The organism is Actinoplanes sp. NPDC051343 (assembly GCF_044455125.1).
In the GTDB taxonomy this organism is placed as follows: Bacteria; Actinomycetota; Actinomycetes; order Mycobacteriales; family Micromonosporaceae; genus Actinoplanes.
Map to the genome: position 1 here is coordinate 488231 of NZ_JBITEL010000001.1, position 13744 is coordinate 501974.

The 13744-nt window shown below is 70.9% G+C and carries 13 protein-coding genes; 7 read left to right on the forward strand and 6 right to left on the reverse strand.

Going from position 1 to position 13744, the window contains the following annotated elements; genetic code table 11:
* The first annotated feature begins 77 nt into the window (after nucleotides 1-77).
* A complete protein-coding gene (locus ACIA5C_RS02115; RefSeq protein ID WP_396050291.1) occupies nucleotides 78-1421 on the forward strand; it encodes an FAD-binding oxidoreductase in 1344 nt (447 codons plus the stop codon).
* Here the strand turns inward: ACIA5C_RS02115 and ACIA5C_RS02120 are convergent.
* From ACIA5C_RS02120 to ACIA5C_RS02145, 6 genes are all read right to left on the reverse strand, one after another.
* Nucleotides 1411-2604 (reverse strand): PucR family transcriptional regulator, encoded by a 1194-nt coding sequence (locus ACIA5C_RS02120; RefSeq protein WP_396050294.1) that lies wholly within the window; start codon nucleotides 2602-2604, stop codon nucleotides 1411-1413. The genes ACIA5C_RS02115 and ACIA5C_RS02120 overlap by 11 nt on opposite strands.
* An 80-nt stretch (nucleotides 2605-2684) precedes the next feature.
* Nucleotides 2685-3353, reverse strand: a complete 669-nt coding sequence (locus ACIA5C_RS02125) for a response regulator (RefSeq protein ID WP_396050296.1) — start codon at nucleotides 3351-3353, stop codon at nucleotides 2685-2687.
* The gene (locus ACIA5C_RS02130; RefSeq protein ID WP_396050298.1) at nucleotides 3343-4905 is read right to left on the reverse strand and encodes a sensor histidine kinase; all 1563 of its coding nucleotides are present in this window, start codon (nucleotides 4903-4905) and stop codon (nucleotides 3343-3345) included. The genes ACIA5C_RS02125 and ACIA5C_RS02130 overlap by 11 nt, the downstream gene beginning before the upstream one ends.
* On the reverse strand, nucleotides 4905-5279 hold the full coding sequence (locus tag ACIA5C_RS02135) for a hypothetical protein (protein WP_396050300.1): 375 nt from the start codon (nucleotides 5277-5279) through the stop codon (nucleotides 4905-4907). The genes ACIA5C_RS02130 and ACIA5C_RS02135 overlap by 1 nt, the downstream gene beginning before the upstream one ends.
* A gap of 157 nt (nucleotides 5280-5436) precedes the next feature.
* Nucleotides 5437-6327 carry a DUF2382 domain-containing protein gene (locus tag ACIA5C_RS02140; protein ID WP_396050302.1) on the reverse strand — a complete coding sequence of 297 codons (891 nt, stop codon included), beginning with the start codon at nucleotides 6325-6327 and terminating at the stop codon, nucleotides 5437-5439.
* 42 nt (nucleotides 6328-6369) lie between these two features.
* Entirely contained in the window at nucleotides 6370-7152 is a 783-nt protein-coding gene (locus ACIA5C_RS02145) for a hypothetical protein (RefSeq protein ID WP_396050305.1), read from the reverse strand.
* A 263-nt stretch (nucleotides 7153-7415) separates the two neighbouring features.
* Between ACIA5C_RS02145 and ACIA5C_RS02150 the strand changes: the two genes are divergently transcribed.
* From ACIA5C_RS02150 to ACIA5C_RS02175, 6 genes are all read left to right on the forward strand, one after another.
* Nucleotides 7416-7679: a hypothetical protein gene (locus ACIA5C_RS02150; protein WP_396050307.1), complete on the forward strand. Its 264-nt coding sequence runs from the start codon at nucleotides 7416-7418 to the stop codon at nucleotides 7677-7679.
* 139 nt (nucleotides 7680-7818) lie between these two features.
* A complete protein-coding gene (locus ACIA5C_RS02155) occupies nucleotides 7819-7992 on the forward strand; it encodes a CsbD family protein (RefSeq protein WP_396050310.1) in 174 nt (57 codons plus the stop codon).
* Between the two features lie 191 nt (nucleotides 7993-8183).
* Entirely contained in the window at nucleotides 8184-8459 is a 276-nt protein-coding gene (locus ACIA5C_RS02160) for a GlsB/YeaQ/YmgE family stress response membrane protein (protein ID WP_396050312.1), read from the forward strand.
* A gap of 311 nt (nucleotides 8460-8770) precedes the next feature.
* Nucleotides 8771-8974: a cold-shock protein gene (locus ACIA5C_RS02165; protein ID WP_203809918.1), complete on the forward strand. Its 204-nt coding sequence runs from the start codon at nucleotides 8771-8773 to the stop codon at nucleotides 8972-8974.
* Between the two features lie 573 nt (nucleotides 8975-9547).
* Entirely contained in the window at nucleotides 9548-12070 is a 2523-nt protein-coding gene (locus ACIA5C_RS02170) for a hypothetical protein (protein WP_396050314.1), read from the forward strand.
* A 228-nt stretch (nucleotides 12071-12298) separates the two neighbouring features.
* On the forward strand, nucleotides 12299-13744 hold the full coding sequence (locus ACIA5C_RS02175) for an exopolysaccharide biosynthesis polyprenyl glycosylphosphotransferase (protein ID WP_396050317.1): 1446 nt from the start codon (nucleotides 12299-12301) through the stop codon (nucleotides 13742-13744).

Here is a 13744-nt window from a genome sequence, read left to right on the forward strand (position 1 = left end):
ATGAAGGTAGGCATTCCGGCGGCCGGCGAGCCGCCACGACGCGGGAGAAGAGACCGATGACGGTATGGCTGACAGAGATGGCAGGCGAAGTCGCGCGGGCCGGGGACGAGGGATACGAGGCGGCGGCACGGTCGTTCTTCGCGACCGGCGCCCCGGCAGTGGTGGTACGGCCGCGCGGACCGGACCAGGTTGCGGCCGCGATCGCCCACGCCGGACGCAACGCCCTGGCGGTCTCGGTGCGCTCGGGCGGGCACAGCCCCCTCGGACACGGCACCAACACCGGCGGGATGGTCATCGACCTGGCGCATCTGGACGACGTCCAGGTCCTCGACACCGGCCGTCGGCTGGTACGGGTCGGCGGCGGCGCCACGTGGGGCCGGGTCGGCTCCGCGCTCGACCCGTACGGATGGGCCGTGACCGCCGGCGACACCGCCGATGTCGGCGTCGGCGGCCTCACCCTGGGCGGCGGCATCGGCTGGATGGTGCGCCGGTACGGGCTGACTATCGACAACCTGGCCGGCGCCCGGGTGGTGACCGCCGACGGCAGGCTGCTCTCCGCGTCGCCGGACGAGCACCCCGACCTGTTCTGGGCGCTGCGCGGCGGCGGCGGCAACTTCGGTGTCGTCGTCGACTTCGACTTCGTCGCCCAACCGGTCCGCATCGTGCACTTCGGGATGGTGGTCTACCGGCTCGGCGACCCGGCCGACCTGATGGCCCGGTGGCGCGACGCGATGCGGGCCGCGCCGGAAGAACTGTCCAGCACGCTGGCGCTGCCGCCGCGGGCACCGGACGGGCCGGCGTCCGCGGTGGTGCTGCTCTGTTTCGCCGGTGCCCCCGGCACCACGGCCGGCGAGGCCCGCGCCGCGATCGAGCCGCTGCGGGAACTGGGCACCGTGACCGCTGTCAACGTCTCCGAACGCCGGTACTGCGAGATCCTGGAAAACGCGACCCCACCGCCGAACCTGCGGCGGGCGACCCGCGACACTCTCGTCGCGCACCTCGATGACGCGCTGATCGCCGACGTCGTCCGTCTGCACGCCGGCCCGGTTCCTGCCGCCGTCGCGGTGCGCAGCCTCGGCGGGGCGTTCGGCCGGGTGCCGGCGGACGCGACCGCCTTCGCGCATCGCGACGCCGAGGCGATGATCGTCGCCCTGCTGACGCTACCCGGCACGGCGGCCGACCAGGAGGTCGAGCAGGCGCTCAGGCCGTGGCACGCCGTGGCCGCCCACGGCACCGGCACCTACGTCAACTTCCAGGGCTCGGCGACGGCGGCGGACCTCGCGTCGGCGTACCCGGCCGCGACCTACGCCCGCCTGGCCGAGGTCAAGCGCGCGTACGACCCCGGCAACCTGTTCGCGCTCAACCACAACATCGAACCGGCCGGTCGCCGCCGTCATCGCCGGGACGGTGTCACGGGTTGAGCACGCCGTACAGCCGTACGGCCGCGGCGAGCTCGGCGCTGCGGGCAAGGACACTGCGTCCGAGCAGGTCTTCGACGCCGTGCACGCGGTACGCCACGGTGCGGTCGCTGACGTTGAGCAGCACCGCGGCGGCGGCCGCGTTGAGACCGGACCGCAGATAGCCGCCGAGCGTCTCCAGCAGCACCCGGTTGCGCGGGTCGGGCGAGGTCAACGGGCCGAGCTCGCGTTCGACGAAGCGGCGCGCGGCCCGGACGTCGCACAGCAGCGTGGCTTCCAGCGCGACGTCGTCGTAGTGCGTGACCGGCTGCGGCAGATGCGTGGCGACCCGCTGGGCGGCGAGCGCCTGCTCGTGGCTGTCCCGGAATCCTTCGATGCCCCACGCCGGTTCGCCGACGGCGTACCGGGTCCGGCCCGCGACCTGCGCCCACCCGGCATCATGGCGCGGGCCGGGTGCCGAACGCCGGAGCGAACCCAGCCAGGCCCACACGGTGTCGTCGGTCATCGCGAGGGTGAGCAGGCTCCTCTCCATCCGGCGCGCCAGGTCACGCAGCGACGCGTCCGCGTCCGGCCCGGTGGCGATCACCGCGAGGTGCTCCTGTCCGAGGCGGTAGCCGAGTTCCACGCCGTCGACGCTGGCCCCGCCGAGCAGGTCGCGGACGAGCTGGACGCGTCGCTGGATGCTGCTGCTGAGCACCCGTTGACGTTCGGCGGTGTACTCCTCGGACACCTCGCCGACGACGCGGTCGACGTACGCGAAAAGGTATTTGGACCCGATCAGCGTGGCGCTGTGCCGCTGCGCCGAGGACAGGTCCATGTCCTCGATGAGCACGAAGAACCGTTCGAGCACGACGGCGTGACCGATGCGGTAGGTGTGCAGCAACGGCTCGAGGGCGATGTCGGCGCGGGCGGTCGCCCGCGCCTCGCTCAAGGCCGCGGCCGGGGCATGGCGGGGCGGCCGGCGGTCGCCGCCCAGGGCGGGCAGCGCGACCTGAACGTTGCCGTAGCACGACGCGCGCAGGCCGTCGGCGAGTTCGGGCCGCGAGGCGGTGTCGAAGTCGGGCGCTTCGTCGCGCATCCGGGCGAGCATGGACTCGACCAGCTCGTCGGTCTCATCGTGCAGCTTCTCGGCGACGGCCCGCAGCGTCTCGTCGATGCCGATCATGCTCGGTGTCCTGGAGTACACGATCGCTCCTCTCGATCCGCCGCCTACGCAGCTCCCGCAGCCTTTCTATCCGCGGCGGGAGTCACGGGCAACCGGCCGGCCTACCTGAGCAGCCCGGCGCGATGTGCCAGCAGAGCCGCCTGCACCCGGTTGTCGCAGCCCAGCTTGAGCAGGATCCGGCTGACGTGCGACTTGACGGTGCTCTCGCTGATGACCAGCCGTTCGCAGATGCCGGTGTTGGGCAGCCCTTGGGCGAGCAGTCTCAGCACGTCGCGTTCGCGGTCACTGAGCTGGGCCACCCGCGCCGTGTCACCGTCGCCGGCGGGCGTCGGCAGCAGGCGCCGGAGCCGGGTGACCGCGCGGCGGGTGGCCGGCGGCGACAGGAACATCTCACCGGCCGCCGCCGCCCGCAAGGCCGGTGGGAGCTCCTCGGCGGCCGAGCTTTTGAGGACGAAGCCGGCCGCACCACCGGCGAGCGCCTCGTCGATGTACTCCTCTTCACCGAAGGTGGTCAGCATGAGGACCGCCGACCCGCAGTGACGGCCGATCTCCCGCAGGGCGGCCAGACCGTCCAGCACGGGCATCCGGATGTCCATCAGCACGACATCCGGGCGGTGCCGGATGGCCAGGTCGCGGGCCCGCGCGCCGTCGGCCGCCTCGGCGACGACCTCGACATCGGGAAGGCCCGCGAGGATCATGCGGATGCCGCCGCGGGTCAGCTCGTCATCGTCGGCGATCAGGACCCGGAGCATCCGCGACTCAGCCGACATCGTCGAGTGTCTCCTTGGAGATCAGTGCTCCGGCTCGGAAGCAGAAACGGTATCCCGCCGGCGCCCGCGCCGCCTTGGTGTCCGGGGCGGCCCGGTAGACGGCACACTGGGCGCCGGGCGGCGCCGGCGAAATCCGGGACGGGTGCAGCTCGGCGGATCGGTCCGGCAGTTTCTTTCGTACGGTCGTGGTCGCTTCGCCGACGCGCAGCCCGTCGTAGGTTTCCCGGCTGACGGTCTGTTGACGGACCGTGAGCCAGATGCCTCCGGCGCACAACCCGAGGACCAGGATCAGGCCGAAGCCGGCGGCGACCGTCCACAGGCGGCGGCGCTGATCGGCCCGTCGCAGGTCGTCGCCGAAGTCGTCGGGCGGGGCCGGCTCGGCGGTCCACGGCTCGGACGCCCGCGGCGCGGTGCTGGTCAGCGGAAGGGTGGCCGCCAGCCGGAAACCGCCGTCCGGCTCGGTGCCGTGGTAGAGCACTCCCCCGGCGAGGCGCACCCGTTCGGCCAGCCCGTACAGGCCTTGACCGCTGGTCGGCGCGTCGTGCCGGTGGCCGGGCCCGTTCACCACCTCGACGACCAGCGCGTCCTGTTCGTACCGGAGAGCGGCGTGCACGAACGCACCGCGCGCGTGCCGCAGAGCATTGGTGACGCCTTCCTGAACCGTGCGGTACGCCGCCTGATCGATCATCGGCGGAAGGTCGACCGCCTCGCCGGAGCGGGTCACCTCGATGCCGACCCCGGCCGCCCGGGCGTCGTCGATCAGACTCTCGACGTCGGCCGTCGTGCTCCGCCGCGGTGGTTCCTCACCGACCGTGTCGTCGCGCAGGACCGTGACGATGGTGCGCAGTTCGTCCATGGCCGACACCGAGGTGGCGTGCAGCAGTTCCACGGTTTCGTCCGCGCTGCCCGGCGAGGACCGCAACGCGCCCGTGTAGAGCGAGATCAGCGTGAGCCGGTGACCCAGCGAGTCGTGCATCTCCCGGGCGATCCGGTTGGCTTCGCGGACCCGGGCCTGCTCGGCGACGATCTGCTGCTGCCGGGTCAGGTAGACCGTACGTTCGTGCATGAGGCTCAGAATCCGGCGGCGCTGAGCCGACAGCCGGGCGAGGATCGCCGGGAAGACGATCACGAGGATGAAGAGTCCCGCACCGACCAGGAGCAGCGCGGAGCCGATCACACCATCCTTGAACCAGTTGCCGGCGGTCTGCGCGACCAGGGCCGCCGCCAGCGCCGCGGTGAGATGCCAGGGACCGCGGATGCGGAATCCCGTCGAGTAGGCCAGTCCGAACAGCAGCACCTGGTCGACCTGGCCGAACGCACTGCCGAGCACCACCGCGACGAGCAGAACGGTGGCCGGGAACCGGCGCCGGAGCGCCACCAGAACGGCGTCGGCCGCCGCCAGGGCGACGACCAGCCACAACGGCAGACTGCCGGGGCGCGCCGAGAGCCAGGCGGTCAGCGCCGGCAGGGCGGCGGCCAGGGCGATCTCGTACGCCAGGCGGCCGGGCGGCACCCCGCGCAGGTGCCCCCACCAGGCCGCCGCCCGGGCCATCAGCCCTCGACCCGGATCTGCTTCTTCTCCGCGAGCTTGCCGTCGGTGAAGCAGAACCGGAACATCGGCCGGTCCTTGCCTTTGCTGAGCGGCTTGATCGCGTAGTAGATGCACGAGGCGCCGGACGGCCGGCCCTGGTCCGCCGGATCGTTCTTGGCGTAGAGGTCCCGCTCGTCGACGTCTTTCATGGGTGTCGGCAGGGCGTCCCGCACCGCGGTCTCGTCCCCTCCGACGCGCTGCGCGTCGAACTGCTGCTGGGTGATCGACGACTTCGCGATCTCGCGGCCGAGCTTGACGGCCCGGTAGCCGAAGAAGCCGCCGACTCCGCACACGACCACGACCACACCCGCGATGATCAGAAGAACCTTACGCATGACCGATGCCTCCTCGCTGCTGGCGGACTACTCCAGCCTCGCGAGAAGGTCGTCCCGATTCGACCGACCATCGACTGATCTTCATGTCCGGCCAATGGTACGAAAGTGCCACCGGTCCGACCGGAGCTTCGACGCCGGCGAGCTCAGGCGGGCGGGGTCAGGAGCCGCGGCCCTCGTCGCCCTGGAAGTCGATCTGCTCCTTGCGCACTTCACCGCTGACACGCTGCTGATCGGTCACGGTCTCCTTGGCGAGACGCACGCGCTCGACCGGGACGGTCTCGGTGTTCACCACGGGCCGTTCGGCGTGCAGGATGACCTCGTGCTCGGATTCACCCAGGTCGGATCCGGACGTAGCCTCGTCGCGGTTCGCGCCGGCGACCGGCTCCCGCTCGAGGCGTACTTCTTCCCGGCGGACCGGGACGTCGACCTGCTGCCGCTCCGTCACGATGTGTTTGCGCAGCCGTGCCTTCCCGGCGTTCTCCGTGCGCGTCCCGGCAACGAGCCGCTCCTCGGACCGGGTCATCGCGTTGTCCTCCGCACCGTCATCGGAGCGGTGGCGCCCGGGCCCGCCGACGCCGTCGCCCTCGGCCGCGGCATCGCGCGTCCCGGTCTCCCGATCATCGGTCTGCCGGTCGGCCTGGCGGTCATCGGCCTGACGGTCATCGGTCTGGCGGTCGGTCTGGCGGCCGGTCTGGCGGCCGTCGGCCTCGCGGTCGTCGGCCTCACGGTCGTCGGCCGAGGTGAGCCCATAGTGCCGGTAGAGCTCATTTTCGTCGGCCGAACTGAGTTCGCCGTCCTCGTCGATCCGCGGGGCGCCCTTGACCTGGTCCTTGCTGTAGGGCACCTCGACGCGTTCGCCGGAAAGTCGGGCATTGTCCAGCGGGACGAACGTCTCCTTCGTGCCGAACAAGCCGGTCTTCACCGTCACCCACTGCGGGTCGTCGGTGCGGTTGTCCAGATAGACCTGGCCGACCGACCCGATCTTGTTGCCGTCGGAGCCGTACACGGTGGCGCCGGTGAGCTTCTGAACGTCGCTATTGGTGATCATGATGGTCCTTCCGGGGACGTGGCTGAATGGTCCAGCGGCTGGTCAGGCGCCGAGACCGGCCCGGTCGACCTTGCGGTGGAACCGCATGCCCGCGAGACCACCGAGGACGGCTCCGACCAGGGTGGCCACCACCGCGATCACCAGAGCGACGACCGCGGCCGTCGTCACGTCGCCGCCGCTGAACGGCAGGCGCGGGAAGCCCCCGAGCCTGGCCAGGACGTCGTACTTGTCGCCGAGAACCTTGCCGGCGATCGCGACCACCACCGCGATGACGATCCCCCAGATCCAGACGGCGACGCCCTGCTTCACGCCGTTGAAACGGGCCATCCGGCCGGCGACGTAGCCGCCGCAGAAGTAGGCGACCAGCAGGACCACCAGCAACGCGACCGCGCCGCCGACACCGATCTTGGCGGCCTGCCCGGCGGTGTCACCGATGCTGGTGTTGACGCCGACCGCGGCGCCGCCGGCGATCAGCAGAGCGGTCAGGATGACCGCCGCGCCGGTGGCGGTGATCCAGCCGAAGAACGCCGAGCCCCACTTGATGCCGCCGTAGCGCTTCTTCTCGCGGTCGACGACCGACCGGCGGTCCGCCACGATCGCGACATGCGAGCCGCCTTCGGAACGGCCGAGGTCCCGCGCGGGCGCGTCCCCGTCCGTACGGTCGGCGTCCGCAGCGTGCGCACCCTGCCCGGCCCGCTCCCGCCCGGCGGCGTGGGCGCCGCCGGCGTCCGGCGAGTCGTCGGCGGGCCCGGCGTTCGGGACGCGGTCACGCGCCTCGGCGCGTTCGCTGGCACCGTGTGCGTTCTTTTCCTGAGGGGAGGTCATGCCGGGCTCCGAGGGGGTTGTCACGCAAAAGGTGACCGGACCCGGCCACCGGGCGGGGATGACGCCCTGACATTCATGGGAGTGCCCACCGATCGACCCGGTAAACGCCGCGTGGCCACGACCGGAGCAGCGTCCGGTCGCACAATCTGTCTGTTGTTCGCATGGTTCGGCGGCGCGGCCCCGGAGCATGGCTACGATCGGTGCATGCCAAATCTTCACGACCGTGGCGACGCATGCCTTTTTCCCCGCGACGGGGCCACGGCATGACGGCCGGCCCCCAGGCGACGTTCGTCGTCGAATATCCCTGTGACCAGTTCTGCCGCATCGAGGTCGACCTGAGCGGCGAGCGTGGGCAGTTCACGCTGCAGCAGATGCTGGAGAAGGCCGAGAAGTCGCACCAGCTGGTCCACGAACCGGAGCGCGCCGAGGATGACCAGCCGGCCGCCGAGCCGCCGGAGGCGACGGCGCGGCCGGCGGCCACCGTGTTCCTTTCCGCGCCCGGACGCGGTGGAGACCGGCGACGCTGAACCGAAACGCCGAGGCGTGCATCGAAACGCCAAGTTGTGTTTCGGGTGGCCGGCCTGGGGCACCCCGGCGGTGAGCTCCGCTGCTCCAGCGAGACGTCGTCAGCCGACGGGGTCCGCGGGTGCGCGGGAGAGGATCGTCATGGGACTCGACGACAAGATCGGCAACAAGGCCCAGGAGGCCGAGGGTAAGGCCAAGCAGGGCGTCGGCGAAGCCACCGACAACAAGGACCTGAAGGCCGAGGGCAAGGGCGACGAGACGTCGTCCGACGTCAAGCAGGCCGGCGAGAAGATCAAGGACGCGTTCAAGAACTGATCGCGCCACGCAGCATCTGAGCCGGCCCCGTCCGTCGATGGGGCCGGCTCGATCTTTCCGCGGGAGGGTCTTCCAGCCCTCGCCACGGCCGGCCTGACAGCGACGGCACAGGGAATTCGTTTCCGTTCGGGCCGCACGGGGCAACCCCTCGGTGTCCTCATCCCGAGCCGTCCCCCTGGAGGCGTCTGACCATGCACATCACCCTTGCCGTGATCATCTGGACCATCATCATCGGTGCGATCATCGGCGCCCTGGGGCGGCTGGTCGTCCCTGGTAAACAGAACATCAGCATCGTGTTGACGATCGTCATCGGCATCGTCGCCGCCTTCATCGGCTTCCTGATCGCGTCCGCGCTGGGCGTCGCCCACACCAGCGGCATCAACTGGATCGAACACCTGATTCAGGTCGTCCTCGCGGCCGTCGGCGTCGCGCTGGTCGCCGGCGTGCGCGGCCGTCGGCGGGTCTGACCTGGCGATTCGCCCGGCCGTGCCGCCACGGCCGGGCGACCCCCTCGATCAGCGGACACTGCACGCCGTGGCGTGCCGGCCGCGGCGGCGAAGACACGCGGCGGCGTGTTGCCACCAAGTCCTGGCAGATGTGATAGCGTGCCTTCGTTGCAGTTTTGATTTCCGTAGACGTCTTGGCGCCTGATGGGTTATCTAAATCCCCCCATTCCAGGCGCCTTTTGCGTGTCGTGTCGGTTCGGCGCGGGTGATCAACGCGGCGGCACGCAAGACCGCACAGTGCGGTTTAGAAACAGCCTGCTAAGGAGCAGACAATGACTACAGGTACCGTCAAGTGGTTCAACGCTGACAAGGGCTTCGGCTTCATCACCCCGGACGACGGTGGAGCGGACGTTTTCGCCCACTTCTCCGCGATCTCGACGAGTGGCTACCGCAGCCTCGACGAGAACCAGAAGGTCGAATTCGACATCACCCAGGGCCAGAAGGGCCCGCAGGCGGAAAACATTCGTCCGCTCTGACCTACGCTTCAAGAACGGCGGCCCACTGGTTTCAGTGGGCCGCCGTTCCGCGTTTCCACCGATCGTGGCGCCGACCCGGAGCGACAGGGATGTCCATGCCGAATGCGACGCGCGAGCGCACGATCGAGGCGCTGTACGACGCCACCGGCAACCGGCCCACCGGCAGCGCCCGCTACCGGAAGTAGCTGGCGCCTCAGGGGTACGGCGACGAGTTGCGGGCCGCCTCGCCCCGGCGGCACCACCTGGGGTCTGCTCGACCTGTACCGGGATCGTTCGTGAACCCCGTTCAGCCACCGCGGGTGCGAGCAGATTCAGCAGATCGCGCCGGTGGTCGCGGGTGCGCTGCGGGCCTTCGCCTCGGAGGCGGCCGCCGCAGTGGCCGCGGCACACCGGCTCATCTGACGACCCGATAGGTGGCAATTGTTTCGCCCGGGAGGATCCCGGTGTGTGGCCTTTTGAGGGCTCCGGAGAACACCGCGTGGCGGATCTGAATGCTGCCGAGCACTTGCGCCCGGGGACGTGACCGGACCAATGTCGGATTTGATCAGCGACGATCGATGCCGGGAGAGTGTCATGGCGCAGTCCTCAGTCAACCTCCGCCGATTCCTCGCCACCGCCACGGCCGCGGTGACCGCAGTCCTCGGCTTCGGGCCGCCCGCGGCTGCCCACCCGCCGAATGCCGGAACGCTGTCGGAGACCAGCCAGCTCGGCAACCGGCGTTTCGTCGTCACCGGCGACCGGGCGTACGAGGTGGGCGCCGAGGACGGCACCTACCCGGGCACCGGCTGGCACATCCGCGGCGAGATGGGCGGCATCTGGAGTCAGCCGATCAAGCTGCTCGACGGCGTCTGGTTCGGCGTGAACGGCACCTGGCTGACCGCGAGTCAGTTCACCTCCGCCCCTGGCTACACGGAGATGAGCCTGGCCGGACCAGGGGGTGTGCGCATTCAGCGCACCGATGTCGTGCCGGACGGCGGCCGGGCCGTACTCATCGGCCTGACCGTGCCGGCCCAGGCCGGCAACCTGAGGCTGACCGTGGACGCGCACTCGGAGCTGATGTCGGTTTACCCGTGGGGGTCCACCATCCCCGGCCAGACGCAGGCCAACCTGCCCGACGCCGGCTCGTTCGACGGCCGCAACCTGGTCTTCCGCGACCGGGGCACGCCACCGGTGACCGGCGCCCGGGCGCACGACTGGGCCGCGCTGGTCGGCAGCAGCCTCACGCCGGCCGGGCACGCGCTCGGTGCGGGCATGCGCGGGCCGCAGGGTGACGTGGTCTGCGGTGACCCGGCTCCGGCGGTGTGCGACGACAGCGCGTACGGCAAGGGCACCGGTGGCCGATTGTCCTACCAGGTGACCGGCGGCCGCACGGTCTGGTTCGCCGTCGCCGGCTCCGACCAGGGCCTCGGCGCCGCCCGTGGCGAGCTGGCGAAGGCGCTGCGCGACCCGGCCGGGGCCCTCGCGGCCAAGAAAGCCGCGCGGCAGGCCGTGGCCCGGCGGACCACCGTGGACCTGCCCGGCGACCGGCTGCTGCAGCGCAGCGTCGAGCAGTCGAAGCAGAACCTGGCGGATTCCGTCCAGGAGTCGCGCGACCTTCACGTGTTCGCCAGCAACCAGGGCACCCAGTTCCCGGCGCCGGCGGGCACGGTCGCCAAGGTGCGGTGGATGGGTGCCGGCTGGCCGGACTATCCGTGGATCTTTGCCACCGACGGTGAGTACAGCGCGTTCGCCGCCGTCGCGGCCGGGCAGTTCACGGCGATCGAGGACCACCTCCGGGCGCTGCGCGACATCAGCGACCTCGCCAACGGCCACTCGGGCAAGGTGGTGCACGAGGTCACCCCGGACGGGCAGGTCTATTACGGTACGAACGCCGACCCCGGCAACACCGACGAGACGGTGAAGTTCCCGAGCACGGTCGCCCTGGTCTGGCGGTGGACGGGAGACAACCGGTTCCGCGACGACATGTACGACTTCGCGGTGCGGAACATGAAGTACGCGTTGTCGCTGGACGCCGACGGCGACGGGTGGCCCGAGGGCAGTGGCAACGTCGAGCGGGCGGGCATGGGCGCGGAGAAGCTGGACGTCGCCGTCTACACCATCCGGGGGCTGCTCGACCTGGCCGACATGGCCGCGTCCCGGGGCGACACGGCGACCACGTCGTGGGCGACGGCGCAGGCCCGCACCCGCGAGCAGAAGTTCGAGGCGGCCTGGTGGTACGGCGGCGACGCCAACTCGTACGCCGATTCGCTGGCCGACCCCGGCAACGTCAAGCTCTACCAGCGCTACTGGATCGGTGCCGTGCCGATGGAGGCGGAACTGCCCGGCGGCGCGTCGGTGGCCGACCCGGCGCACGCGAACACGGCGCTGACCCAGCGGGAGCGGGACTGCTTCACCGGCGAGTTCGGCTTCTTCCACACCGGCACGGGCCCGACCAGCGACCCGGCCGGGAACAAGGGCCCGTCCTGTGACAGCGTGGTCTCCGCGGTGCCGTCGGAGCGGGACATCTTCTCGCTCGGCAACGCCATCATGGCGGTGGCCGAGGGCAATTACGGCCGGCTCGCCGAGCAGGCGACCTATACCACCGCCAACGCCCGCAGCCAGCTCGATCCGTCGGTGTGGGAGATGCCCGGCGCGATGCCGGAGATCCTGCCGTCGCCGGACTTCGGCACCAACATGAGCCTGGACTTCCTGTCCCGATCCAGTGTGCTGCAGACCTGGGGGACGTACGGGATCCTCTGGCCGGTGGTGCACCAGCAGCTCGGCGTGCAGCCCAACCTGGGCCGCGGCCTGGTCACCGTGGTGCCGCAGCTGCCGGCCGGCCAGACCCGCATCGCCGGCTCCGACATCGCGGTGGGTAACGGCCGGCTGGACGTACGGGCCGAGCAGCGCGGCAGGACACTGACCGTGACCGTGAACGCGGCCGTGCCGGCGCGGCTCGCCACCGGTGTCGTGCTGCCGGTCGGCGCCACGGTGACGTCGGCGACGCTGGACGGTCACCGGGTCGGCACCTCGACGGTGCTCACCCCTCGCGGCACCGAACTGGTGACCACGCCGGGCGGCGGCGGCCGGCACACGCTGGTGGTCCGCCTGCGCTGACCGCCGCACATCCCGCCCTGCCTGTCCGGCCCGGTTTGCCGATCAGGCAGGGCGTCTTTCGCCCGTTTCGTGTTGACCGAACGCCGGAGCGGCACTCTGGAGTGCGCCCAAATTACATGAAGATCATTCACTTTCTGCCTGACATTTTGAACTGTAGGCGCCCCTCGTCGGGCTGACAGTCTTTTGAGCGAACGTTTCCGCGTGCCACCTCGCCACATCGGGAGTGCCGTGTTCCAGTTCGCTTCGTTGACTCGCGAGGGCAGTTCGTCCGCCGTCGCGCTGCGCACCGACAGACCCCGGCCCACCGCATCGGCGGCCCCGGCGCCGGCGTTGCGCCGGCCGATGCGGGGAGCGATCGGCGAGGCCGTCCTCCTGCTCACCCTCGACACGACCGCCCTGCTGGGCGGCACGTACGCGGTGGGGTGCCCGCTGCCGGCCGTCGCAGTCCGTGCGCTCGCCACACTGCTCATCTTCGGGCTGGCCGGCCTGTACCGGGCCCGGCTGCAGTTCTCGGTCCTCGATGACCTGCCCCGGCTCATCCTCGGGGTCGCGGCCGTCGTGGCCGGTGGGGCCTGGCTGGCGGCCCGGGCCGGGGGTGGGCTGGTCGGCCGTTCGCTGACCCCGGTTACGCCGCTGGGGGCGGCCGCCCTGCTGACCGCGCTGGTGCTGGCCCGCACCGCCGGCTACCGCCTGCTGCGCCGGCACCGCCGACGCTCCCCCGGCAGGGTCACCCTGCTGTTCGGCTGTGACGGCGTGGCCCAGATGCTGGCCGAGGCCCTGCGCGCCGACCGGGCGTACGGACTGGTCCCGGTCGGCTTCGTCGGCACCCGGCCGTTGACGCCGCCGCGCCTGCCGGTGCTGGCGTCCGCGGACGGGCTGGAGAAGGCGATCAAGAAGTACAAGCCGGTCCACCTGATCGTCACGTTTCCGCCCGGCTCGGACACCGACCTGGTCGCCCGGCTGCGGCAGTGCCGGCGGGGCGGCCTGAGCGTCCACATCGTCCCCCGCCTCCACGAGATCGGCGGCCTGACCGGCGCCGAGCACGTGCACGGCATTCCACTCGTACGCCTGCGGCCCGAGCCCGCACAGACCCGGCGGTGGGCCGTCAAGCGCATGATCGACGTGGCCGGCGCCGCCCTCGGTCTTCTGCTGCTCTCACCGATCCTGCTGATCTGCATGCTTCTGGTGCGGCTCGAGTCACGCCGGCACGGGGTGCTGTTCCGGCAGGAGCGCATCAGCCGCGACGGCCGGCCGTTCACCATCCTCAAGTTCCGCTCGCTGACCCCGGCCACCGCCCTGGAGTCGCAGGTCAAGTGGAACATCAACGAGGACGTCCGGCTCGGCCGGATCGGCAAGCTGCTGCGGTTCAGCTCCCTGGACGAACTGCCCCAGCTGTTCAACGTGCTGCGCGGCGACATGTCGCTGGTCGGGCCGCGGCCCGAGCGGCCGTACTTCGTCCAGCAGTTCCAGCGCACCTACTCCGGCTACGCCGACCGGCACCGCGTGCCGGCCGGGATCACCGGCTGGGCACAGATTCACGGGCTGCGCGGCGACACCTCGATCGAGGACCGGGTGCGCTACGACAACCACTACATCGAGCACTGGTCGCTCGGCCTCGACCTGAAGATCATCCTGCGGACCGTCGGCTCGATGCTCAGCATCCACCGGGTTTGA